The sequence below is a fragment of the Burkholderia sp. Leaf177 genome (assembly GCF_001424345.1).
GTDB lineage: Bacteria > Pseudomonadota > Gammaproteobacteria > Burkholderiales > Burkholderiaceae > Caballeronia.
Genome location: NZ_LMPF01000025.1, coordinates 83,512 through 106,426, shown reverse-complemented (window position 1 = coordinate 106,426; position 22,915 = coordinate 83,512). Strand labels below are relative to the sequence as shown.

Sequence of the window (22,915 nt, the reverse complement as noted above, 5' to 3'; positions counted from 1 at the left end):
TGATCGTGTCTTGCCTGGGGCGAAAGTATCGAGCCATCGAAGGCGGCCAGGGTCGGCGCGTGTTTCCGGCCTTAGATGGCTCAGGATTTTTTTGACGTGAGCGGCCTTACATTTTTCACCGCGGTTATATCGACGGGCTCGGGCTGCATGTAGCCGAAAGTGGCTTCGTCAGCGTCTTGTTGCTGCGGTTGTTGTTGTTTCTGTTCGCGATTACTTACCGGCGCGTTGCCAGGCTTCCGTCTGTGCAAAAGCACCGTCTCCGCTATGCGCTCGACATGATCGACGCGAACCGCATGGGCCTCTTCAAATGCAGCGAGCGCACGCGCCGCGCGCAACATGACGAGATCGGCACGCAAGCCATCCACATTCGCTTCGATGCAAAGCTCGCTTACCCGAGCGTGAACGGCGTCATCGAATTCGAGGTTCGAAAGCGCTGCGCGCGCACGCCGAATCTTGTGCGCCATCGTCTCTTGCTGTGCCGCAAAGCGCTGACGGAACGTGGCGGGGTTTTCGTCAAACGCAAGCCGCGCCTTGACGATCTCGCGACGCACGCTGGCATCGAAGCAATTCTGCAATTCAACCGCAAGCCCGAAGCGATCGAGCAACTGCGGCCTGAGTTCGCCTTCCTCCGGATTCATCGTCCCGATCAACACGAAACGCGCTTCATGCCGATGCGAAATGCCATCGCGTTCGATCACATTCACGCCGCTCGCAGCGACGTCGAGCAATTGATCAACTAGCTGATTCGGCAGCAGGTTCACCTCATCCACATACAACACGCCTTCATGCGCCTTCGCGAGCAAGCCAGGCGAAAAACGCACGCCGCCATCGCGCAACGCGGTTTCGATATCCAGCGATCCAATCAGTTGCTCCTCGCTCGCACCCAATGGCAAGGTGACGAACTGCCCTTCCGGAAGCAGTTCGGCGAGGGCTCGCGCCGTCGTGGACTTGGCCGTGCCGCGTGGACCGCTCACCAGCACGCCGCCAAGCGTGGGATCGACCGCGGCGAGCAAAAGTGCCTGCTGCAAGGGCTCTTGCGCGACGAGTGCGGCGAAAGGAAAGAGAATGTCGTTCACGTTCGTTGCCCTTCGAGGTGCTGTTCGGCATCCAGCAAATGGTGTTCGATTTGCGCCTGATATTCACCCGGGTTTTGCCACAAGCCGCGCTGCATGGCTTCGGTCAAACGCTCGCAGATGGAATGCAGGGCGTGCGGATTGTGCTGCTGCATGAACTCGCGTGTGCCGGCGTCGTTCACGTAGGCATTCGCGACGAGTTCGTATTGATGATCCGAGACCACGCGCGCGGTGGCATCGTAGCCAAAGAGATAATCCACCGTTGCCGCGAGTTCCGATGCGCCTTTGTACCCATGCCGTTTCACGCCGTCGATCCATTTCGGATTGACCACGCGCGAGCGGATCACGCGCGATATCTCTTCCTGCAAGGTGCGGATGCGCGGCGATGCGGGATTGCTGTGATCGGCGTTGTACGCTTGCGGTTGCGTGCCCGAGAGATGCCTGACGGCCGCGATCATGCCGCCCTGGAACTGATGGTAGTCGTTGGAATCGAGCAAATCGTGCTCGCGGTTATCCTGGTTTTGCACGACGACATCAATGCTCGATAACCTCGCGCCAAACGAATCGCGCGCATCCACGCCATCGCCCTTTTGCGAGTATGCGTAACCGCCCGAGCTTTGAAATCCGCGTGCGAGATCGGCGTCGTTCTGCCATTGCTTTGCGTCGATCATCTCTTGTAAGCCCGCCCCGTACGCGCCCGGTTTCGTGCTGAACACGCGCCAGCCCGCACGCAAACGCGCTTCCTTTTCGTCCAGTCCGCGAGCGATGTGTTGGTCGCGTTCGCGCATGATGCGTGCGCGGATCGGATTGATGTCTTCGTCTTCGTCATCGAGTTCGGCGACGGCTTGAACGGCGGCATCGAAGAGATGCATCAGGTTCGCGAAGGCGTCGCGGAAAAAACCGGAAACGCGCAGCGTGACATCGATACGCGGACGATTGAAGATCGTGATTGGCAAGACCTCGAAGTCGGTCACGCGATTGCTGCCCGCCGCCCATTTCGGGCGCACGCCGATAAGCGCCATGGCTTGGGCGATATCGTCGCCGCCGGTGCGCATGGTCGCCGTGCCCCACACCGACAAGCCAATCGCGCGCGGATAATCGCCGTGTTCCTGAAGATGCCGTTCAATCAGCAGATTCGCGGACTTCAGGCCGAGCGTCCACGCAGCGCGCGTGGGAACGGCACGAGTATCGACGGAATAAAAGTTGCGGCCGGTGGGAAGGACGTCGGGTCTTCCTCGCGATGGCGAACCGCTCGGGCCCGGCGGCACGAAACGTCCTCCGAGACCGCGCTGAAGTTGCAGCAACTCTTGCGGACCGCATGCATCGAGGCGGGAAAGAAGGTCGCCGTTCAAACGCGTCAATACTTGCGATGTGTTTGGACCGACGGCTTCAGCGGGACCATCCAGTAGCGATGTTGCAACCAGTTCGAGGCGTTCGCGCGTATCGCCGTGATGCCGCCAGGGAGCATCGATTATCCTGGTGAGTTCAATCGGGCGCGGGCCGGTCCACGTTGCGGTCCAGTCGGAATCCAAGGGATCGAAGTCATCGCCGAGCTGCAAATCGAGCGCCAGTGCAGTCAGCACGCTCGCGTTTGCACCTTGCCCGTCGCCAGTTGGATAACGGCCTAAGGCAAGCAAGGTATCGCGGCGTTGTACGCCTTGCGGCGACACGCCGAATACATGCAGACCGTCGCGGATCTGCGCTTCCTTGAGCTCGCATAAATAAGCGTCCGCGCGATTGAGCAAGGCGTCTTCCGTGTCCGAATCGCGAGGCTTTTCAATGCCCAATTCCTCGTGCAACCGATGCTCCACGATGCTCGCCAGAATAGTCTTGCGCAGAAGCTTCGCGCGGCGCGGATCGACCATTAGCGCTTCATAATATTCATCGACCTGACGTTCCAGATCCTGCAGCGGCCCGTAGTTTTCAGCACGTGTGAGCGGCGGCATCAAGTGATCGATAATCACCGCCTGCGCCCTCCGCTTCGCCTGACTTCCCTCGCCCGGATCGTTGACAATGAACGGATAAAGGTGCGGCATGGCGCCGAGCGTCAGGTCGGGCCAGCACGATGCGCTCAACGCAACGCTCTTTCCCGGCAGCCATTCAAGATTGCCGTGCTTGCCGACGTGCACGATTGCATCGATGTTAAAACGCAAGCGCAGCCAGAAATAAAACGCGAGATACGAATGGGGCGGCACGAGTTCGGCGTCGTGATAACTGGCGTAGTCACCGCGCTCACGCGAACGCGCAGGTTGAATGCCGATGAACACATGCCCCGAGCGCCAGCCCGCGATCATGAAGCGGCCGCGACGCACGGTGGGATCGCTTTCGGGCGGACCCCAACGAGAATTCAAGTCTCGCTGGACGTCTGCAGGAATCTGGTGAAACGCGTCGAGATAATCGTCGAGCGCGAGGCTTTGCAGCGCGGGACGCATGTCGCGAACAACAGGATCGTTCGTCACGCCCAATGTCAGCGCCTGCATCAACGCGTCGCCGTCGGCGGGAATGTCCTGCGTTCGATACCCCTCGCGCGCGAGCATAGAAAGAATATTCACGACCGATGCCGGTGTATCGAGACCCACGCCATTGCCAATGCGCCCTTCGCTCAGCGGGTAGTTTGCGAGCACGAGCGCCACGCGTTTGTCGGCGTTCGGAAGCTGTCTCAGGCGGCACCATCGTCTGCTCAACTCGGCGACGAAACGCACGCGCTCGAGGTCGGGTTGATAACGCACGACATCGACTTGCGTGAGTTTGCAGCGGTACGCGAGACCTTTGAAACTGATGGCGCGCGTGATGATGCGGCCATCGACTTCGGGCAGCGCGACATGCATGGCGATATCGCGCGATGTCAGGCCGTGATTGTCCTTGACCCAGTCTTCACGATTCCCGCCGCTCAATATGACTTGCAGCACGGGTGCGTCGCCGGCGAGTTCGAACGGCGCGGGGTCATCGATTACGCCGGCCGCAAACGAGGTCGTATTCAGCACCAGCGATGCATTGTTATCCGCGCACAATTGCTGCACGACTTCGCGGCTCAACGGGTCCTTGAGCGAAGCCATTGCGATCGGCAACGGATTCAAATCCTGCGCTTCGAGCGCATCGATCAATGCATTGAATACATCTGTATTTCCAGACTGCAGATGCGCGCGATAGAACAACATGGCAACCACGGGCGCGTCTCGCGTCCATCTATCCTGCCAGTCTTTAATGGTCGCGATCTGCCGCGCCGGATGATAGATCGCGACCGCGGGCAGCGGCGTTGGCAAGTTGGCTTCGCGTCCGTAACCCAGTGCACGATAAGCGATGCAACGCAGAAACGCCTCGGCATTCTGCGCGCCGCCTTCACGCAAATAACGCCAAAGCTGATCGCACAACGCGGGCTCGGCCGTGCTCTTTGCTACGAGGTTCGGATCTTCCTGCAAGTCGCCGGAGAACATCACGAGCATCTGCCCGTTCTTGCGCGCGAGCGCGGTGATGCTCTCGATCCCGTAAGGCCAATACGCCTCGCCGCCCAAGTGGTCGATCACGATCACGCGCGCGTGTTTCAGCACGTCATCGACGTAAAAATCCACCGATGCCGGTTGCCGCAGGAACGACTGATTCGCGAGGCGCACCGCAGGAAAACCCGCTTCGAGATTCGGCACGACGCTCGCAAGAAGCGACAGCGTGGTGTCAGCCGAACTCAGCACGACGATCGGCGCCGGCGTCTGATCGATGCGCATGACGCCCGCCGCGTCATCGACAAAACCACCGGGCGTCGTGCGTAGAAGATGCACGGCTTAAGCCTGCACGGCTGCGTTTGCAAGCGCGTCGAGAAGCGCTTGTTGCAAGCGCGGCTGATCGAGATCTTCGCCGATCAGCACAAAACGGCTCGTTCCAACCGCAGCTTCTGCGGGCGTCCAGCGGCGATCGAAATACGTATCGAAACGCTGTCCCACGCCCTGCACTACAAGCCGCATTGGCGTGCCCGGCAACGCGGCAAATCCCTTCACGCGATAAATCGTGTTGGCATCGACCAACATGCGTAATGCCGCGACCGCCGCGTCGCGCGATTCCACGCGCGCCTCGACCACAACGGAATCGAAGTCATCGTGATGATGATCGGCGTGACCTTCGTCATCCACCGAACCATGATGATCAACACGCAGATGAATCGTCGTCTCCGACGCCGCTTCGAGCCCGAGCAACGCATGTAGATCGAGTTGTCCCATGGTGGCCGGAACGATCTTTACGCCAGCGGGAATTTCGCCGCGAATCAGCGTTTCGACCGTGCGTTGCTGGGCTTCATCCATCAGGTCGGTCTTGTTGAGAATCACCAGATCGGCTGACGCCAACTGGTCCCCGAATAGTTCATGCAACGGCGATTCGTGGTCGAGATTGGGATCGGCGCGGCGTTGTTCATCGACAGCTTGCGGGTTCGCCGCGAACTGGCCGCTCGCGGCGGCGGGACCATCGACCACGGTCACGACGGCGTCGACGGTGAACGCATTCTTGATCGATGGCCAGTTGAACGCTTGCACCAGCGGCTTGGGCAACGCAAGGCCCGATGTCTCGATCAGCACGTGATCGATCTGTTCGCGGCGCTCGACGAGTTGCTCCATCACCGGATAAAACTCTTCCTGCACCGTGCAACACAGGCAGCCATTCGAAAGCTCGTAGAGGTTCGGTTGATCGGTCGTGGTTTCGTCCTCACAACCAATGCTGCAACCCTTCAGGATTTCACCGTCGATACCCAGTTCGCCGAACTCGTTCACGATCACCGCGATCCGCAGCCCTTTGGCGTTTTCGAGGATGTGTCGCATCAAGGTGGTCTTGCCGCTGCCGAGGAAACCCGTGACGACCGTGACCGGGATTTTGCGCATGTGCATCCTGTACTCCGTTTTTATCGATTGACTGCCTGATGCCGGAAAAGTCCTGCGCCCGAATAGTGCAAGCAAAAAGCAGAATGGACTCAGACCGGCGAAGCATGGTGAAAGTGTCGAGCCCGTACCGCATCCCCGCGGCACTTCGGCTCCTGAAGTTGCATCGTTCCGGCCGGTATCCGGGCTGGCGAAAATGCCGCTTCACCTTCCCGCACGCAATGCGCGTGCAGTGGTGTTCGAAGCCGGCTTTGCCGCGCGATTTGATATTGCGCGACTTTCGCTTACCGTTGCGGGGGCAGCGCAGGTTGGCGCGCACGAATGTCCGGCGGCGCTCCCTGCTTCCCGTTTAACTGCGCGCAGAAAGAGACCGCGCGCGAGCACCAGAAAACTGCGCCAAGTCTAGGCCGGTGACGCCGTGAGGTCAAGGTTGCCGCGATCTGAAAGGACTCGGAAAACCCAAGCGCCAGCATGCTCGCCTGTGCTATCTTTGGCTCGCGTCTGGTGCTCACGCGCGCTTTTCCTGCGTGCGTAGTTAAACGGGAAACAGGATGCAGGTGCGCATGTTTCAGGCGCCGCTGCATATGAAAAACCTGTGCTGTCCCCGCAACGGTACGCGCCCCCGCGTCGGTTCGAATCGCCTGGAACAAGGGTTCAATCGAAGCACATTTGCTTCACTGCCACTGCCTTGCAAGGCGGGAAGGCTCAAGCGAATGCGGTCGCCAAGCCCGGATACCGGCCAGCGCAAGTGGCACGTCGAAGACGCGCCGAACGCCGCATCCGCGACGGACGGATGAAGGACGTAATGCATTTATCGTCTTACATGAAATCAAATTTGCCGTACTTTCGCCGGCTTTTTTCCACGTGTTTCGAACGCGCGGATGGAGCAGAACAATGAGTGCATCTATCGGAAAGCGCGCGCGTGTCTGGCTGATCGGCGCAGGTCCGGGCGATGTCGAACTGATGACGCTCAAGGCCGTGCGTGCGCTGTCGGAAGCGGACGTCGTGCTCGTCGATGACCTCGTGAATCCCGACGTGCTCAAGTTCGCCCGCGCCGGCGCGCAGATTCAGTACGTCGGCAAGCGCGGCGGTCATCCGTCGACGCCACAGGCGGTGATCATTGAAGAAATGCTCGCGCATGTGCGCGCCGGACGTGTCGTCGCGCGGCTCAAGGGCGGCGATCCGTTCGTCTTCGGACGCGGCGGCGAAGAGGTGCAGGCACTGCAAGCCTCGGGCATCGAAGTTGACGTGGTCGTGGGTATCACGGCGGGAATCGCCGCGCCGGCGGCGGTCGGCATTCCGGTCACGCACCGCGATCACACCATGGGCGTCGTGTTCGTCACGGGCCATGGAGCGAGCCGCGAAACGGGCGCCGTCGAGCCCGACTGGCACGCGCTGGTCGCGACCGGAATGACGCTGGTCGTGTATATGGGCGTGCGGCGATTGGCCGATATCGTGGCCGCTCTAATGGAGGCAGGACTCGATCCGGATACACCGTCAGCGGCAATCGAACGCGCCACGCGTCCCGATCAACGGCACTTGCGCGCGCCCGTGGGACATCTTGCGGAAGCGGTCGAGCGTGCGGGGATCACGGCGCCGGCAATCGTCGTGATCGGTTCGGTCGCGGGACTTGGATTAGCGAGCGCGCTGGATTTCGTGGCGTCGCAAACGTGAGCGCGTGGGTGATCGGCATTGGATGCCGGCGGGGCGTCAGCGTCGCGCAGATTCATGCGGCGGTGTTCGCAGCGCTCGGCCACGAATCACTTTCGAACGTGCGCGCGTTGGCATCGATCGAGGACAAGCGGGACGAAACTGCATTGATCGAATTCGCCGCGCTTCACCACTTGCCGATAGAATTTTTAGCGAAAGAACGCGTCGCGCAAGTCCATACATGCGTCTCGGAACAAGTCCGGGCGCTGATTGGTATCGACGGTGTGTGCGAGCCTTGCGCGCTCCTGGCATCGCGTAATGGACGGATCGTGCGGAGCAAGATCGCGCTGGATGGCGTGGCCGTTTCCATTGCCGAAGACAATTCGATTCAACAGACAGACAACGAGAGAACGTGATGAAAACGGACGAAGAAGCGCATCTGCGCATGACGCAGCGGCGCAAGGAAGGCCACGAGAAAAAGCAGGCGCAGGCATCGATTGAAAAAGGCCTGCTGATCGTAAATACGGGCACGGGAAAAGGCAAGACCACGGCCGCGTTCGGCATGGCCGTGCGTGTACTCGGTCATGGCATGCGGCTCGGCGTGGTGCAGTTCATCAAGGGCGCGCAGCATACGTCCGAGCGCGATTTCCTCGGCGCAATCGCGAACTGCGATTTCATCACGATGGGCGATGGCTACACGTGGGACACGCAAAACCGCGACGCCGATATCGCCACCGCCCGCAAGGGCTGGGACGCGGCGCGTACGATGATCGAAAGCGGCGAGTACCAGATGGTCGTGCTCGACGAACTCTGCACGGTGCTGAAATATGAATACCTTCCACTCGATGAAGTCCTCGGGGTGCTCAACGCAAGGCCTGAAATGCTGCACGTGGTCGTGACCGGACGTCACGCGCCCGAAGCGCTGGTCGAAGCGGCGGACCTCGTCACCGAGATGCGTCCGGTGAAACATCCGTATCGTGAGCAAGGGGTGAAGGCGCAACGTGGCGTCGAGTTCTGACGTGCGCGCCTGCCCCGCTTTGTTCATCAGCGCGCCTGCATCGAATCAGGGTAAAACCACAGTGACCGCAGCGCTCGCGCGCTATCACACGCGGCTCGGCAGGCGCGTGCGCGTCTTCAAGACCGGCCCGGATTTCCTCGATCCGATGATCCTCGAACGGGCTTCGGGCGCGCCCGTTTATGCATTGCATTTGTGGATGGTCGGCGAACGCGGCTGCCGCGCGTTGCTCGCCGAAGCCGCGCAAACCGCCGACCTGATCCTGATAGAAGGCGTGATGGGTCTCTTCGACGGCACGCCGAGCAGCGCCGATCTCGCCACGGCTTTCGGCGTGCCCGTGCTGGCCGTGATCGGCGCCCACGGCATGGCGCAGACCTTCGGCGCGCTGGCGTTCGGGCTCGCGCGGTATCGCGACGACTTGCCGTTCTATGGCGTGCTCGCAAACCGCGTGGCATCCGAGCGGCACGCGCAAATGCTGAGCGAGGCGATTCCCGAAGGCGTGCGTTATTGCGGATGTTTATCGACTATGGACGACGTCGCGTTGCCCGGGCGGCATCTTGGCCTGACGCAAGCGGCCGAAGTCGCGGACCTGGATGCACGGCTGGACCGCGCGGCGGATGCTATCGGCGAAACTACGTTAAGCGAACTTCCGCCAGCAATCCATTTCGCCGATGAACCTCGCGAACAAGCACCTCGTTTGCTCGAAGGCGTCCATATCGCAGTCGCGCGCGATGCCGCGTTTTCGTTCATCTACCCGGCCAATCTCGATCTGCTGAAAGCGATGGGCGCAACGCTCTCGAGCTTCTCGCCATTAGCCGACGAACCCGTTCAAGCCGATGCGCTTTATCTGCCGGGCGGTTATCCCGAGTTGCACGCCGCGAGGCTTGCTGCAAACGCGACGACGGCGGCATCGGTTCGCGCGCATATTGAAGCTGAAAAACCCGTGGTCGCCGAGTGCGGCGGCATGCTGTATCTGCTCGAATCGCTGACTGACATTGACGGCGCGCAGCACAGCATGCTCGGCCTCTTGCCCGGCCACGCGAAAATGCAAAAACGCCTTTCGCGTCTCGCCATGCAACGTATCGAAAGTCGCCATGGCATGAGTACGGGGCACACATTCCACTATTCATCGGTGACGACCAGCATGCCGCCCGTTCTTACCGCGACGCACGCAACAACGCGCAAGGAAGGCGAAGCTGTCTATCAACATGGCCCGATCACCGCGACCTACATGCACACTTACTGGCCGACGAATCCGGCGGCAGCAGCCGCCCTCTTTCGCGGCGAACCACTATGACCATGCCTTCGGAAACACCTGTAAAAACGCCGCTTGAACTCGCATTCACTATTGAGCGTGCAAGCCAGCTTCAGCCCGTAGGTTCACCGTGCACGGACGTATGCCGGCTCGATAAAACCACCGGTTATTGCGAAGGCTGCTTCAGAAGCCGCGAAGAAATCAAGGCATGGAAGACCCTGCCTGACGCCGACAAACTCAGCCTGTTCCCCGCGTTGCTGGACAGAAAAGCGGCGGCATAAAAAAAGGGCGGCTCACAGGCCGCCCTTCTCTTTTGAACAATAGCTTAAGCCGCCGCTACACGCCGCGCCGGCACACGTTCGACTTGCCGCTGCGCAAGCACGCCGAAAAGCAGACCGAGCGTGGTCCAGAGCAACGCTTGAATTCCGATTGCGGCCACGCGGAAATTCCACAACAAGGTCGCCGAGAATTGCGCCGGGACTTCATCGACTGGAGGCAGAGCGACGTACGCCACTCCCATCAACACGATATAAACCGCCGCCGCAATCAGCGATGCGTTCCAGTTGCCGTGCGCCGGCTGCATGCGGCGTTGCAGCCGGACAGCGAACACCGCCGCGACGAGCGAGATCGCGACCATGCCGAAAAACAGCGCCGTCCTCGCGCCGATGGACTCCGGATTTCCCACGGACGGCGGGTTCGGCGGATACTTCAGGAACGGCACGATGACAATCGTCACGAAGCCGAACAAGCCGAGCAATGCCGATGTCCCGCGTGCGCGCAACGCACCGAGCCGCGCATACGAAAACGCGAATACGAGCGAGAACAAACCGCCGAGCGCCGTGCCGAACACCGCGACGCCCGTCAGCAAACCAAGCCCCGCCTGCGTGCCGCGACTGACCAGCTCGACATCGTCGCCATGGTCGTGCGAATGCCCGGAGGCCGCTTCCGCCTGCTCATGCGCGTGTTCCTGCTGCGATTCGAATGCAATGGCGCGATCGACGGACGGTTCGCCGAACGTCTTTGCAAAGCCGAAGCCGAGCAGGCCCGCGACCAGTCCCGCGATCATGCCGCGTATAAGAAGATTTCTGATCATGGAGGGTCTCAGTGGCAAGGAAAACCGAGCAGGTGACGGCCATCGTGCACGAACTCGTGGATATACATGCCCTGAAAAATCGACGTTGCGCCTTGCTCCGCGCCCACGAAATAAATCGCGATCAGCAAAAGCAGGCCGATAAAAACCGCCCATGGCAGCACTTCGCGCACCGGAATAGGTACGGGTGCATCAAATGCGGGATTAATGCCGGATAGATTCGCCGTTGCGTTGGCTTGATTCATGATTGCTCCAAGGGATAAACGCGTCCCGTAAGATTAAAGAAAGGCTGCAGCGGGGGTCTGACTTGCGTGCATCGAATGGCTTTCATACCCTTGCTTCAGGGCTTGAAAACCGCGTTGGGCACACTCACAGTGGCGCGACCGCGCCGGGTTCTCACCGGCTTCCTCGCGCTGCAAGCTTGCCATTCTAAGATGTGTGCACTGAAAGTAAAGCAATGCATCGAGAGAAACGAGCCGGAAAATCATGAAAAACGAACTGATTTTGCTATGTCACGCGGCGACGCACGCCATGAAAGCAGGTTTTTTTCCTACGCTCGATGACCCCATCGAGCACCTTGAACGTCCGCTCCTTTCGGCGCTTGCATCGGCGTACACACCGGAGCGCGTGGTCACGAGTCCGGCGCTCGCCGCCGTGGAAACGGGCCGCGCGTTTGGCATGGCAATGTCTACGGATGCACAGTGGAGCGACCTGGATCATGGCCGCTGGCAAGGGCGATCTTTGAAGGAGATTTACGACGAGGACGCAGATGGATTAAGCGCGTGGTTGTCGGAACCGGACAGCGCCGTGCATGGCGGAGAAAGCCTTGAAGCCCTGCGGACAAGGGTTGCAAGCGCGCTCGATGTTCAACCGCACGAGGGCGTCACACTGATAGTGACGCACGCAATCGTGGTCAAGGTCGCGCTGGCTGTTGTGCTCGAGGCGCCGCTGGCGGCGGTTTATCGGATGGATCTGGAACCGCTTTCGGCAATCACGCTGACCCGTTCAGACAATGCCTGGCGCCTTCGATACAAACCGCTGGTCTGATCAGGATCAGGCCCCGGCGCCGCGTGCCATGCGCTGAAGCGTCGATGAATCGATCGCGCCCGCGCAGATCCGGACTGCCTCGTTGAGCGTCCGTGGACGGCCCGCTGCAAAATGTGCTTCGAGCATGGCAATGGCGCGAAGCCGCTCGTTGTTGCCGAGCTTTTCACCCGTTGCAAGTTCGAGCACCGAAATGAAATAAGTCGCCGGAGGCGTCGCGCCGCGCGCGCTGGAGGCGGACGCAGGAATTGCATCCGAGCATGCTTGCCTCGCAATCGTCGCGACGTCGCGCTGGGGACTCCAGCCGGTTTCGCTGAGTTGGAATTCGGTGTTGCGTGTCATCGGTAATGCCTTGGGCTATCCGTAAGTCGTATGACCAATACGTTAGCAAGGACTATTCCACGTTGAACACGTCAGGCGTCGCCGTGCACGCCATCCCAGCGCCGCGACAAAAGGATCAGCACCGGCAGCAAGACCGCCCAGCCGATAGCCAGCGTGACCGTTGCCGCGAAAGGCTGCGCGAAGCGAACCGCGCCGAGCGCGGCGCCGCCTCGAAACGACAACGGTCCGGCGATCGCGCCCAGCACCGAAGCGAGCAACATGCGCGACTTGAGCCAGCCGAAAGTGGTGTTGAACTGCGCGGCGAAGAGCGCCCACAACGCGAGAATCCAGTAAGGCGCGGCACCGGGAATGACCGTACCGTTGGGATAGACGAGCAATCCGGCCGCAACCGGCACGCTTTCCCACACGGCGCCAATCACGACAACGCTCGCCAGCAGCTTGATTTCCTGCATCGGCTGAATGACGCGCGCGAGATGCACGGCGACCATCACCAGCGTAACCGCAACGCCGATCCACGGTACGTCGTGCGCCGCGCTCAAAACGCACGCAAGCCACCCCAACTGCGCGACGATAAAATAAACAGTCGGCGCCAAACGCGCGAAGGTGGTGCTAGCCGAGGATTTACCGGATGAGTGAACCATGCGTCTCGCAGTCGTGGAATGGGCTTGGCGACGATGCTAACGCATCGAATGAACCGGCGTTCCAGCCTCGCGTTTTCAAAACGATGCCGAATCATCCAACGAATCCGCTGTCCGCTTTATCGCCTGCTGCCGTAACATTCCTGAAATCAAGCAGCCGGATAATCGTTACTCTGCAGTATTGCGTCCCGATTCCTACGACGCCGCCAACACGCCAAACCAACGGAGCTACTCATGAATTCGCAGGATAAACAGCGCCGCTTCGAAGAAGACCTGATCGACAGCTACGACGAAGAACTGGAAATGGAAGTCGATGACCGGATTCTTGACGGCGACGGCGCGTTTTCCGCTGAAGCGCGCGAGCAGCGCAAGGTCTACTTCCGCGAGCTGTTTCGTCTGCAAGGCGAACTCGTGAAACTGCAGGACTGGGTGGTTGCAAGCGGGCATCGGCTAGTCGTGATCTTTGAAGGCCGCGACGCCGCCGGCAAGGGCGGCGCGATCAAGCGCATCACGCAGCGCCTGAATCCGCGCGTGTGCCGCGTGGCCGCCCTGCCCGCGCCGAACAATCGCGAACGCACGCAATGGTATTTCCAGCGATACGTATCACACTTGCCGGCAGGCGGCGAGATCGTCCTGTTCGACCGCAGCTGGTACAACCGCGCCGGTGTGGAGCGTGTGATGAATTTCTGCACCGACGACGAATATGAAGAGTTCTTTCGGTCAGTGCCTGAGTTCGAAAAGATGCTAGCGCGAAGCGGTGTGCAAATCCTGAAGTACTGGTTCTCGATCACCGACGACGAACAGGAAGTCCGCTTTCAGGCGCGCATTCAGGACCCGCTCAAGCAGTGGAAACTGAGTCCGATGGATCTTGAAAGCCGCCGCCGCTGGGAGGCTTACACGCAGGCGAAGGAAGTGATGCTGGCTCGCTCGCATATTCCCGAGGCGCCCTGGTGGGTGGTGCAAGCGGTCGATAAAAAACGTGCTCGCCTTAATTGCATCAGCCATTTGCTGAGCCAGGTGCCGTATCACGAGATCGAACACCCCACGATCGAATTGCCCGACCGCGTGTACAACGATGATTATCTGCGCCAGCCTGTGCCGCAAAACATGATCGTTCCGGAAGTGTATTGAGGCTGGTTGAAACGCGTTTCAGCAGTGGCAGGTCTTTTCATGCATTGCATGAACGTGCTGCTGTTTTTGAGCATCGCCACGATCATGGCGATGCTTGAATACCACTTGAAATATGTATTGCGAACTCTTCATGACCACGACGAACGTCACTTGCATCAGGTTGAAATCGAGCGTCACCATCAGGCGCATCAGGACCAACAGAGGAAGTACGACGGCAGGCCGGTAGAGTTGTCGTTCAATTAAAGCTTTCATGACGGCTCCCGTATCCATAATTAGAATTCTACGGATCGGGAGCCTCCGGATAAACCCGCTGTAATCGAAGACACTTGTCGCGCGGATTGAACAATCGCACTTCAGTCGTACCGCTTAACGCGATGCCACGCTCGCGCTCGACGCGTCCGATGCAGCCGGAGCCGGCTCAGCCGATGCCACCGGCATATCGCCCCAGCCGCCGCCCAACGCACGGATCAGGTTCACCGTGGACGTCGCCTGCACGCCCGCCAGTTGCACCGCCGTGCGCTGCGATTGCAGCACGGTGCGCTCGGCATCGATCACATCGAGGTAATTGATTGCGCCCTCGGTGTATTGCGTGCGCGAAAGCTGGGCTGCACGATTCGACGCGCTCACGGCTTCAGCCTGGGTCTGCGTTTGCGTTTCCAGAATGCGCAGGTCGGAGAGATTGTCCTCGACTTCCTGGAATGCCACCAGCACTTGCTGCCGATAGTTCGCCACATCCTCTTCGTAGATGGCGCGCGCGTTCGCGAGATTGCCCTTGCGACGTCCGCCATCGAAGATCGGCAGGTTGAGCGCCGTGCCGGCAAACGGTCCGAGCAGGAACGTACGGCTCGACCAGTTGAAGAGATCGCCGAGCGTCGCCGATTCAAAACCGCCTGAACCCGTGATGTTCAGCGACGGGAAGAAAGCCGACTTCGCCACGCCGATACGCGAATTCGCCGCAGCCATTGCACGTTCTGCCGCCGCGATATCCGGGCGGCGTTCGAGCAAGGACGAAGGCAGGCCCGGCGGAATCTTGATATCGACGGGCGTCAGCGGGTTGGCGGCCATCGTGAATTGCGATGCCGACTTGCCGAGCAATACGGCAAGGCTATGTTCCGATGCCGCGCGCATGCGCTGCACGGTCATCGCATCCGACTTCGCGCTTGCCAGTTCGGAGCGTGAGCGCGCGACGTCCAGCTCACTGATATCGCCTTCGGCAAAGCGGCGCTGCACGAGCTTCAGGCTTTGCTCGCGCAACGCGACCGTGCGGGCGAACACGTCGTTCTCGGCATCGAGTTCGCGCAGATTGAAGTAGTTTTGCGCCACGTCGGCTTGCAACGCCAGTTGCACCGAGCGGAACAGCGCTTCGCTTTGCGCGGTGTCGGCGTTCGCAGCCTTCACCGAATCCGACACGCGCCCGAACAGATCGACTTCGTACGAAGCGCTAGCCTGCGCACGCCACAAGGTCTGCGAAGGGATGTTGACGTTCTGCGGCTGAAGCTGCGACGCGGGCGACAACTTCTCGCGCGTCGGGCCGAAACCCGCATCGAGCGTCGGGAACAACCCCGCGCGCGCCGTCTGGTTGATCGCGCGCGATTCCTTCACGCGTGCTGCCGCTGCCTTGAGGTTCTGGTTGGCATCGGCGGCCTGGCGTTCGAGATCGTTCAGCGTGTCGTCGTTGAAGACGGTCCACCATTCGCCGCGCATGACCTGTTCCGACGGTTGCGCCGTCTTCCACGTGCCTTGCTCGGAGGCGGCGAGCACCGTCTGCGACGTTTCCTTGAACGCGGCCGGTTCCTTGACGTCGGGCTTGGCGTAGGTCGGTGCGAGCGAACAGCCCGCGACCACCAGCAGCGACCCGAGCAGCGCCGACAATCCGAGCCATCGTTTGATATTCAGCGTTTTCATTTCAATCTCTCTCATGCTTCAAGCGAAGCATTGACACCGCGCATGTGCGGATTGTGGCCATGCTTGTCGACGAGATGTTCGCCGCCAGCCAGCTTTCTCAACAGCACATAAAACACCGGCGTAAGCATCAGGCCGAACAAGGTCACGCCGAGCATGCCGAAGAACACGGCCACGCCCATCGCGTGACGCATTTCCGAACCGGCGCCCGATGAAATCACCAGCGGCACCACGCCCATGATGAAGGCAATCGACGTCATCAGAATCGGGCGCAGACGCAGGCGGCTGGCTTCGATGGCTGCTTCCACAATGGAACGCCCCTGCATTTCCAGCTCGCGTGCGAACTCCACGATCAGAATGGCGTTCTTCGCCGACAAGCCCACCAGCACCATCAAGCCGATCTGCGTGAAGATGTTGTTGTCGCCATTGGTCAGCCATACGCCAATCAGCGCCGACAAAATGCTCATGGGCACGATCAGGATCACGGCGAGCGGCAGCGTCAGGCTTTCATACAACGCAGCCAGCACCAGGAACACGAGCAGCACGCTGATCGGGAACACCCACAACGCCGCATTGCCTGCGAGGATCTGCTGATACGTCAAGTCGGTCCATTCGAACTTGATGCCGCGCGGCAGCGTTTCCGCTGCAATGCGTTCAACGGCAGCTTGCGCCTGACCCGACGAATAACCCGGAGCCGGACCACCGTTGATATCGGCTGACGTATAGCCGTTGTAGCGCACGACCATTTCCGGACCATACGTAGGCGTCACCTTGACAAGCGACGACAGCGGCACCATTTCGCCATTCGCGTTACGCGTCTTCAGCAAACCGATGTCGTCCGAGTTGGCACGGAACGGCGCATCCGCCTGCACCCGGACCTGATACACACGGCCGAAGCGGTTGAAGTCGTTCACGTACAACGAGCCGAGATACACCTGCATCGTGCTGAAAACATCTGTGACGGACACACCCAGTTGCTTCGCCTTCACACGGTCCAGATCCACGTTCAGTTGCGGCACGTTGATCTGGTAGCTGGAGAACGTCGGCCCGAGTTCAGGCGACTGTGATGCACGCTTGATAAACGCCTGCGTTGCGTCGTTCAGCGCGGCATAACCCAGCGCGCCGCGATCTTCCAGTTGCAACTTGAAACCACCCAGCGTACCGAGGCCAAGCACCGGCGGCGGCGGGAACACGGCAATGAACGAGCCCTTGATCGCCGCGTATTGCTGGTTCAGCGAACCCGCGATTGCACCTGCTGACAACGCTTTGCCCTTGCGTTCATCGAATGGCTTGAGCGTCACGAACACAATGCCCGCGCTCGACGAGTTGGTAAAGCCGTTCACCGACAAACCCGGAAATTCCACCGCACTTTGCACGCCCGGCGTCTTGCGCGCGATATCGGTCATCTGGCGAATCACCGCTTCCGTACGATCCAGCGATGCACCATTAGGCAGTTGCGCGAAGCTGATCAGGTATTCCTTGTCCTGCGCGGGAACGAAGCCGCCCGGCACGACCTTGCCCATCAGCACGGCGCCAGCCAGCAGCACCACGTAGATGCCCATCATCACGGCCTTGCGGTTGATGACGCCCGTCACGCCCTTGCCGTACTTTTCCGAACCACGCTTGAAGACCTTGTTGAACTGGCGGAAAAAACCGCCGAACACACGATCCATGCCGCGCGTGAGCCAGTCCTTCGGTTCATCGTGGCCCTTCAGCAGCAATGCCGCGAGAGCCGGCGACAAGGTCAGCGAGTTGAACGCGGAGATCACCGTCGAGATGGCGATGGTCATGGCGAACTGCTTGTAGAACTGACCCGTCAGGCCCGACATGAACGCGAGCGGCACGAACACAGCCGTCAGCGTCAGCGCAATCGCGATGATTGGCCCACTCACCTCTCGCATCGCCTGATAGGTCGCCTCCCGCGCCGATAAACCAGCTTCGATATTTCGCTCGACGTTTTCCACGACCACGATTGCATCGTCCACCACGATCCCGATGGCGAGCACCATCCCGAAGAGCGACAACGCGTTGATCGAGAATCCGAACGCAAGCAGCAACGAGAACGTACCAATGATCGAAACCGGCACGGCCAGCAACGGAATAATCGACGCGCGCCACGTCTGCAAGAACACGATCACCACCAGCACGACCAGCGCAATTGCTTCGGCAAGCGTGTGAATCACGGCGTCAATACTGGAGCGGACGAACTGCGTCGGGTCGTACACGATCTGGTATTCAACGCCTGCGGGCATATCCGCCTGCAATTCCTTCATGGTCTTGCGCACCGTGTCGGAAATCTGCAGCGAGTTGGCGCCCGGCTGCTGGTTGATCGCCATTGCAACGGCAGTCTTGTTATCGAGCAACGAACGCAAGCCATATTCCGATGCCGCCAGTTCCACGCGCGCGACGTCATGCAAGTGCGTGACGGCACCATCGGGCGAAGTCTTCAGCACGATGTCGCGGAATTCCTGTTCGGTCTGCAAGCGCCCTTGCGCGTTCACGTTGAGTTGCAACGGCACGTTCGGCAACGTCGGCGACGAGCCGATCACACCGGCCGCCACCTGCACGTTCTGCTCGCGAATTGCGTTCACCACGTCGGTCGCGGTCATGCCACGTTGCGCGACTTTTTGCGGATCGAGCCAGATGCGCATCGAATAATCGCCCGAACCCCAGAGCTGGACCTGCCCCACGCCTTGAATACGCTCGAGCCGGTCCTTCACGTTGATCAGCGCATAGTTGCGCAGATACGTCATGTCGTAGCGGTTATTCGGCGAGTTCAGGTGAACCACCATGGTGAGCGTCGGCGACGACTTGATCGTCGTCACGCCAAGCCGCGTCACGTCTTCCGGCAAACGCGGCAATGCTTGCGACACGCGGTTCTGCACCAGTTGCTGTGCCTTGTCCGGGTCCGTGCCGAGCTTGAACGTCACCGTGATGTTCAGGTTGCCGTCGCTGTTTGCTTGCGACTGCATGTACAGCATGTCTTCCACGCCGTTGATCTGCTCTTCCAATGGCGAGGCCACAGTCTCGGCGATCACCTTCGGGTTCGCGCCCGGATATTGCGCGTGGACGACCACGGACGGCGGCACGACTTCCGGATATTCGGAGATCGGCAGCTTGAACATGGCGATGACACCCGCCAGCAAAATAAGCACCGAGAGCACGCCCGCAAAGATCGGGCGGTCGATGAAAAACTTGGAAATGTTCATGACGGTTTCTTTATAAGCATGAGAGGCTGCGCGCACGTTTCCCGCAGCGGGTCTCGTGAAAGATCCGCCGCTGTCGACGCACGCCAGGAGCCACCGTTAAGCGGCTATAAAGCGCGTCTTATGAAGCTTCTTTTGTTGCTGGCGACGCACTCGCCATTGCTACCGAATTGGGTTTGACGACATCGTTCGGACGCACGCGCTGCAGACCGTTCACCACGATCCGTTCGCCCGGCTGCAAGCCCTTCACGATCACGCGCAAACCATCGCTCTGGGTGCCGAGCGTGACTTCACGGTATTGAACGCGGCTGTCTTTATCGACGATCATGACGAATTTCTTGTCCTGGTCCGTACCAATCGCCGCATCTTCGATCAGCACCGCCGGATGCGGCGTGCCGCCGCCGACCTTGATGCGCGCATACAGGCCCGGCAACAGCGAACCGTCGTTGTTGTCGAAGCGAGCCCGCACGCGAATGGTGCCCGAGCCGGTATCCAGCTGGTTATCCACCGATGCAACCTTGCCCTCGCGCGAGAAACCATCTTCATTTGCAAGACCCAGCGAAACCGGCACGCTCGAGCGCGAGTCGCGGCTCAGGTAACGCAAGTACGTTTGTTCATCGACGTCGAACGATGCGTAAATGGGCGATACCGAAACCAGCGTGGTCAGCAACGGTGCGCTCGAACCCGTGGAAACAATATTGCCCACCGTCATTTCCGCACGCGACACGCGGCCGGAAACCGGCGCCACGATATGCGTGTAGGTCAGGTTGATCTTCGCGGTTTCGAGGGCCGCTTGCGCCGCCTTCAGATTGGCGGCCGCCTCGTGCGCGGCGTTCTGCTTCTCGTCGTAATCGCGTTTGGCGATCGCGTTGTCCGTAAGCAAACGCTCGGCGCGCGCTGCATCCGTCGACGTATATCCGTTGCGCGCCTGAGCGGCCGCAAGCTGCGCCGCGGCCTGATCGACTGCCGCCACGTACGGACGCGGATCGATGGTGAAGAGCGGATCGCCCTTCTTGACCAGCGCGCCATCGGTGAAATGCACGGCGACGATCGTTCCGGGCACGAGCGGCCGGATATCGACTTTATCGACGGCTTCGAGGCGGCCCGAATAGTTCTGGTAGTCGGTGATGGTCTTCGAGACCACCGTGGCGACATCGACTTCGGTTGCCGGCGGCGCGGCCTGAACAGCGGCCTCGGCGTTGTTCACGGGCAGGCCGAAACCATGCATGGCGGTGTATGTGCCGATGCCTGCCACGACGAGCGTCGCCCCTAGCGCGACGGTAATTCGTTTGCGAGTGATGGACATGCGATGCTCCAATTAAGTCGTTGAGATTGTTTTAAATTTTTGGGGTGCCGCGTGAGCCTTCGGCCTGGCGCTCGTACGCGTTGCACGATCGGCCCTGTCTCTAAGCCGCTTTTTGAAAAACGCCACTACATCGGCGAGCGCGGACGGATCCGCGACCAACCCGTAATGCGATGCATCGACGTGCCGCGTCACTTCAGTCGGCACGCCTGCTGCGATCAATTCACCCGCGTATTTCTCGGCTTCTATATGCAGCAAGTCGTGCTGGGCGCTTGCAATCAGCGCCGGCGGCAGCCCTGCAAGGCGCCGCGATTCCAGCGGCGCCGCATACGGATGAAGCCGTTGCGAGGCATTGGGCAAATACGCCCGGTAACACTGCGCGCACTCGGACGCGCAAATGTCCGGCGAGAGCACCTTGGCCTCGTCGGCCATGCGCGTCATGCTCGGATCGAGCAACGGCGCGAGCAAGGCCTGCGCGTGAATCGCAATGTCACCGCGATCCCGCGCAATCGCCGCAAGACACGTAGCGAGGTTGCCGCCTGCATCGTGTCCCGCCACGCCGATGCGATTTGCATCGGCACCTTGCGCACGAGCGTTCGCTACCACCCACTGCGCCGCCCGATATGCATCTTCGGGCGCCGCCGGAAAAGGAAACTCCGGCGCGAGCGAATAACCGACCGAGACGACCCATGCGGGTGTGTCGCGGGCAATCGTCGTGGCGGCAATATTCGCGTCGTCCAGCGTGCCGCGAACAAAACCGCCGCCATGAAAATAAAGCACGACCGGCAGAACGGTGCCGTCCGATGCGGGGCGATAACTGCGCAAGGTTATGGGTTGCGCATGTCCCGCGATTCGAACATCCTCTATGCAGAGGCCCAGATCCAGCGTCGATGCCATGGTTATTTACAGCGCGTCCGCGCTTGTCCCACCTTAGTTGCGATGGAACGAATTCTGAGGTCTGTGTCTTTCGAAATAAATGCCTATAATCCGGCAACACAATTCGGTCGCGCTGAACAATCACGATCGATTGACACTGCCCATTCCTACAACATCCTCGCAGCGCCTTTATTCCATTCGCTGCGAAGATTTGACGGTGAGAGAAAAATGGACCGGCTACAAGCTATGCAGGTATTTACAAGAGTCGTCGATACCAATAGTTTTTCGCGCGCGGCAGACACGCTGGATATGCCTCGCGCCTCGGTGACAACGATTATTCAGAACCTTGAAGCGTTTCTCAACGTGCGTCTTCTGCAGCGTACGACACGACGCTTGAACCTCACGCCTGACGGTGCCGCGTACTACGAGCGCTGCGTGCGGATTCTCGCGGACATAGAAGAAACCGAGAGTTCATTCGCAAATACGGGTAAAGGTCCGCGCGGCAAATTGCGGATCGATATGCCTGGGTCGATCGGACGAATGATCGTCATGCCCCAATTGTGTGAATTCCATACGCGTTATCCGGACATCGAGTTGATGATCGGATTCGGCGACAAACCGGTCGACCTGATTCAGGAAGGCGTGGACTGCGTGATTCGCGTGGGGACTTTGCAGGATTCTAGTCTCGTTGCAAGACGGATTGGCGTTTTTCAAGGGCTGACCGCGGCTAGTCCGGATTACCTGGAACTGCATGGCGTGCCCCATACCATCGAGGAATTGCAGCAGCATACGGCGGTGAATTATTTTTCGAGCCGGACTGGCCGCGTGATGGATATGGATTTTGTCATCGATGGGAAATCGGTCGATGTGAAGATGCGCGGCGCCATCGCCGTGAACGACGCCGAGGCTTACCTGGCTTGCGGCGTAAAGGGCGTAGGGCTCGTTCAGGTCCCGCGCTTCATGGCGCTCCCGCATTTGCGTTCCGGCGAACTGGTCGAAGTGCTGCCGCAATGGAAGCCGTTGCCCATGCCTATTTCGGTTGTGTATCCGCATAACCGGCACTTGTCGCCGAAGGTGCGCGTATTCGTCGACTGGGCCGCCGAACTGTTCGAGCGTTGCCCATTACTGTCCGGTCAGGAAGACGCAGAAGAACGCTGCTTGCCGACCGCGACGGCGCGTTCGGTTGTCGTGAAGCACGGAACGCCGGATGTTGCAGGAACCGCTGAAGTGGTTGTTTAAATATCGTGCTGAAGGGTTTAGCCGCTTGCATTTAAAGCAATTAAACCCTTCGCCGCTTAATGTCATTCGCATTCCAATTCCCTTCTTCAACCACTTCCAATGTAAGGGCTTAAAGCCGCTATCGCTTCAATAGCATTCTTCCAAAACCCCTTGGAATAAGGCGCTTTGCGATTGTTCGGATCTTGTGATTAATCAATTCGCCTAAGCATCATTTATCCGGCAGTCGCGGTTGACTACATTTCGTCCTGTCGCAGCGCGGCACTCACATTTGCCGTTCGCTGCTCCGTGCATCTAT

Annotated in this window: 20 protein-coding genes and 3 riboswitches; of the genes, 8 read left to right on the top strand and 12 right to left on the bottom strand. The window is 60.0% G+C overall.

Annotation, left to right across the window (positions count from 1 at the left end):
• Positions 1 to 80: 80 nt before the first annotated feature.
• Genes ASG35_RS27110 through cobW form a run of 3 tightly spaced genes read right to left on the bottom strand, consistent with a single transcriptional unit; the run spans position 81 to position 5,938 of the window.
• On the bottom strand, positions 81 to 1,076 hold the full coding sequence (locus ASG35_RS27110; protein ID WP_156393379.1) for an ATP-binding protein: 996 nt from the start codon (positions 1,074 to 1,076) through the stop codon (positions 81 to 83).
• Positions 1,073 to 4,846 (bottom strand): cobaltochelatase subunit CobN, encoded by a 3,774-nt coding sequence (gene cobN, locus ASG35_RS27105; RefSeq protein ID WP_056364978.1) that lies wholly within the window; start codon positions 4,844 to 4,846, stop codon positions 1,073 to 1,075. Before cobN ends, ASG35_RS27110 begins: the two co-directional genes overlap by 4 nt.
• Before the next feature lie 3 nt (positions 4,847 to 4,849).
• Complete coding sequence (cobW, locus tag ASG35_RS27100; RefSeq protein ID WP_056364975.1) at positions 4,850 to 5,938, bottom strand: cobalamin biosynthesis protein CobW; 1,089 nt, start codon at positions 5,936 to 5,938, stop codon at positions 4,850 to 4,852.
• 147 nt (positions 5,939 to 6,085) lie between these two features.
• Positions 6,086 to 6,330, bottom strand: a riboswitch (cobalamin riboswitch).
• 83 nt (positions 6,331 to 6,413) lie between these two features.
• A riboswitch (cobalamin riboswitch) is annotated at positions 6,414 to 6,687 on the top strand.
• A 136-nt stretch (positions 6,688 to 6,823) separates the two neighbouring features.
• Between cobW and cobA the strand changes: the two genes are divergently transcribed.
• From cobA to ASG35_RS27065, 5 genes are read left to right on the top strand one after another with little or no spacing between them, the layout of a single operon-like run.
• Positions 6,824 to 7,603, top strand: coding sequence for a uroporphyrinogen-III C-methyltransferase (gene cobA / locus ASG35_RS27085; protein ID WP_056364967.1), 780 nt, complete (start codon positions 6,824 to 6,826; stop codon positions 7,601 to 7,603).
• Complete coding sequence (locus ASG35_RS27080; protein WP_056364964.1) at positions 7,600 to 7,995, top strand: cobalamin biosynthesis protein; 396 nt, start codon at positions 7,600 to 7,602, stop codon at positions 7,993 to 7,995. Before cobA ends, ASG35_RS27080 begins: the two co-directional genes overlap by 4 nt.
• Positions 7,995 to 8,597, top strand: coding sequence for a cob(I)yrinic acid a,c-diamide adenosyltransferase (gene cobO / locus ASG35_RS27075; protein ID WP_056364961.1), 603 nt, complete (start codon positions 7,995 to 7,997; stop codon positions 8,595 to 8,597). Before ASG35_RS27080 ends, cobO begins: the two co-directional genes overlap by 1 nt.
• Position 8,598: 1 nt before the next feature.
• Positions 8,599 to 9,891, top strand: coding sequence for a cobyrinate a,c-diamide synthase (locus tag ASG35_RS27070; protein ID WP_056366024.1), 1,293 nt, complete (start codon positions 8,599 to 8,601; stop codon positions 9,889 to 9,891).
• The gene (locus tag ASG35_RS27065) at positions 9,888 to 10,130 is read left to right on the top strand and encodes a DUF1289 domain-containing protein (RefSeq protein ID WP_235527738.1); all 243 of its coding nucleotides are present in this window, start codon (positions 9,888 to 9,890) and stop codon (positions 10,128 to 10,130) included. The genes ASG35_RS27070 and ASG35_RS27065 overlap by 4 nt, the downstream gene beginning before the upstream one ends.
• Positions 10,131 to 10,174: 44 nt before the next feature.
• On the opposite strand, the gene ASG35_RS27060 is transcribed toward ASG35_RS27065, so the two are convergent.
• Together ASG35_RS27060 and ASG35_RS27055 are read right to left on the bottom strand one after the other, a co-directional pair.
• Positions 10,175 to 10,942, bottom strand: coding sequence for a CbtA family protein (locus ASG35_RS27060; RefSeq protein WP_056364958.1), 768 nt, complete (start codon positions 10,940 to 10,942; stop codon positions 10,175 to 10,177).
• Between the two features lie 8 nt (positions 10,943 to 10,950).
• Entirely contained in the window at positions 10,951 to 11,184 is a 234-nt protein-coding gene (locus ASG35_RS27055; protein WP_056364955.1) for a CbtB domain-containing protein, read from the bottom strand.
• A 31-nt stretch (positions 11,185 to 11,215) separates the two neighbouring features.
• Positions 11,216 to 11,372: riboswitch (cobalamin riboswitch) on the bottom strand.
• 53 nt (positions 11,373 to 11,425) lie between these two features.
• On the opposite strand from ASG35_RS27055, the gene ASG35_RS27050 reads away from it, so the two are divergent.
• Positions 11,426 to 11,986 (top strand): histidine phosphatase family protein, encoded by a 561-nt coding sequence (locus ASG35_RS27050; RefSeq protein WP_056364952.1) that lies wholly within the window; start codon positions 11,426 to 11,428, stop codon positions 11,984 to 11,986.
• A gap of 6 nt (positions 11,987 to 11,992) precedes the next feature.
• Here ASG35_RS27050 and ASG35_RS32345 read toward each other — a convergent pair whose 3' ends face one another.
• Both ASG35_RS32345 and ASG35_RS27040 read right to left on the bottom strand, forming a co-directional pair.
• Positions 11,993 to 12,325, bottom strand: a complete 333-nt coding sequence (locus ASG35_RS32345) for a hypothetical protein (protein ID WP_235527737.1) — start codon at positions 12,323 to 12,325, stop codon at positions 11,993 to 11,995.
• Between the two features lie 71 nt (positions 12,326 to 12,396).
• Complete coding sequence (locus ASG35_RS27040; RefSeq protein WP_056364949.1) at positions 12,397 to 12,966, bottom strand: DUF2878 domain-containing protein; 570 nt, start codon at positions 12,964 to 12,966, stop codon at positions 12,397 to 12,399.
• 231 nt (positions 12,967 to 13,197) lie between these two features.
• On the opposite strand from ASG35_RS27040, the gene ppk2 reads away from it, so the two are divergent.
• Positions 13,198 to 14,094, top strand: coding sequence for a polyphosphate kinase 2 (gene ppk2, locus ASG35_RS27035; protein ID WP_056364946.1), 897 nt, complete (start codon positions 13,198 to 13,200; stop codon positions 14,092 to 14,094).
• 18 nt (positions 14,095 to 14,112) lie between these two features.
• On the opposite strand, the gene ASG35_RS27030 is transcribed toward ppk2, so the two are convergent.
• From ASG35_RS27030 to ASG35_RS27010, 5 genes are all read right to left on the bottom strand, one after another.
• Positions 14,113 to 14,346, bottom strand: a complete 234-nt coding sequence (locus tag ASG35_RS27030) for a hypothetical protein (protein ID WP_056366015.1) — start codon at positions 14,344 to 14,346, stop codon at positions 14,113 to 14,115.
• Between the two features lie 114 nt (positions 14,347 to 14,460).
• On the bottom strand, positions 14,461 to 15,999 hold the full coding sequence (locus ASG35_RS27025; RefSeq protein WP_056364944.1) for an efflux transporter outer membrane subunit: 1,539 nt from the start codon (positions 15,997 to 15,999) through the stop codon (positions 14,461 to 14,463).
• A gap of 11 nt (positions 16,000 to 16,010) precedes the next feature.
• Positions 16,011 to 19,205: an efflux RND transporter permease subunit gene (locus ASG35_RS27020; RefSeq protein WP_056364943.1), complete on the bottom strand. Its 3,195-nt coding sequence runs from the start codon at positions 19,203 to 19,205 to the stop codon at positions 16,011 to 16,013.
• 118 nt (positions 19,206 to 19,323) lie between these two features.
• The gene (locus ASG35_RS27015; RefSeq protein ID WP_056364940.1) at positions 19,324 to 20,508 is read right to left on the bottom strand and encodes an efflux RND transporter periplasmic adaptor subunit; all 1,185 of its coding nucleotides are present in this window, start codon (positions 20,506 to 20,508) and stop codon (positions 19,324 to 19,326) included.
• A 12-nt stretch (positions 20,509 to 20,520) separates the two neighbouring features.
• Complete coding sequence (locus ASG35_RS27010; protein WP_082508638.1) at positions 20,521 to 21,402, bottom strand: alpha/beta hydrolase; 882 nt, start codon at positions 21,400 to 21,402, stop codon at positions 20,521 to 20,523.
• A gap of 207 nt (positions 21,403 to 21,609) precedes the next feature.
• Between ASG35_RS27010 and ASG35_RS27005 the strand changes: the two genes are divergently transcribed.
• On the top strand, positions 21,610 to 22,620 hold the full coding sequence (locus tag ASG35_RS27005) for a LysR family transcriptional regulator (protein WP_056364937.1): 1,011 nt from the start codon (positions 21,610 to 21,612) through the stop codon (positions 22,618 to 22,620).
• The last annotated feature ends 295 nt before the right edge of the window (positions 22,621 to 22,915 follow it).

Excerpts from the sequence above, each read along its gene's own strand:
- cobW (WP_056364975.1), bottom strand. The coding sequence starts at position 5,938 with ATGCACATGCGCAAAATCCCGGTCACGGTCGTCACGGGTTTCCTCGGC.
- cobA (WP_056364967.1), top strand. The coding sequence starts at position 6,824 with ATGAGTGCATCTATCGGAAAGCGCGCGCGTGTCTGGCTGATCGGCGCA.
- cobO (WP_056364961.1), top strand. The coding sequence starts at position 7,995 with ATGAAAACGGACGAAGAAGCGCATCTGCGCATGACGCAGCGGCGCAAG.
- ASG35_RS27065 (WP_235527738.1), top strand. The coding sequence starts at position 9,888 with ATGACCATGCCTTCGGAAACACCTGTAAAAACGCCGCTTGAACTCGCA.
- ASG35_RS27060 (WP_056364958.1), bottom strand. The coding sequence starts at position 10,942 with ATGATCAGAAATCTTCTTATACGCGGCATGATCGCGGGACTGGTCGCG.
- ASG35_RS27055 (WP_056364955.1), bottom strand. The coding sequence starts at position 11,184 with ATGAATCAAGCCAACGCAACGGCGAATCTATCCGGCATTAATCCCGCA.
- ASG35_RS27050 (WP_056364952.1), top strand. The coding sequence starts at position 11,426 with ATGAAAAACGAACTGATTTTGCTATGTCACGCGGCGACGCACGCCATG.
- ASG35_RS32345 (WP_235527737.1), bottom strand. The coding sequence starts at position 12,325 with ATGACACGCAACACCGAATTCCAACTCAGCGAAACCGGCTGGAGTCCC.
- ASG35_RS27040 (WP_056364949.1), bottom strand. The coding sequence starts at position 12,966 with ATGGTTCACTCATCCGGTAAATCCTCGGCTAGCACCACCTTCGCGCGT.
- ppk2 (WP_056364946.1), top strand. The coding sequence starts at position 13,198 with ATGAATTCGCAGGATAAACAGCGCCGCTTCGAAGAAGACCTGATCGAC.
- ASG35_RS27030 (WP_056366015.1), bottom strand. The coding sequence starts at position 14,346 with ATGAAAGCTTTAATTGAACGACAACTCTACCGGCCTGCCGTCGTACTT.
- ASG35_RS27025 (WP_056364944.1), bottom strand. The coding sequence starts at position 15,999 with ATGAAAACGCTGAATATCAAACGATGGCTCGGATTGTCGGCGCTGCTC.
- ASG35_RS27020 (WP_056364943.1), bottom strand. The coding sequence starts at position 19,205 with ATGAACATTTCCAAGTTTTTCATCGACCGCCCGATCTTTGCGGGCGTG.
- ASG35_RS27015 (WP_056364940.1), bottom strand. The coding sequence starts at position 20,508 with ATGTCCATCACTCGCAAACGAATTACCGTCGCGCTAGGGGCGACGCTC.
- ASG35_RS27010 (WP_082508638.1), bottom strand. The coding sequence starts at position 21,402 with ATGGCATCGACGCTGGATCTGGGCCTCTGCATAGAGGATGTTCGAATC.
- ASG35_RS27005 (WP_056364937.1), top strand. The coding sequence starts at position 21,610 with ATGGACCGGCTACAAGCTATGCAGGTATTTACAAGAGTCGTCGATACC.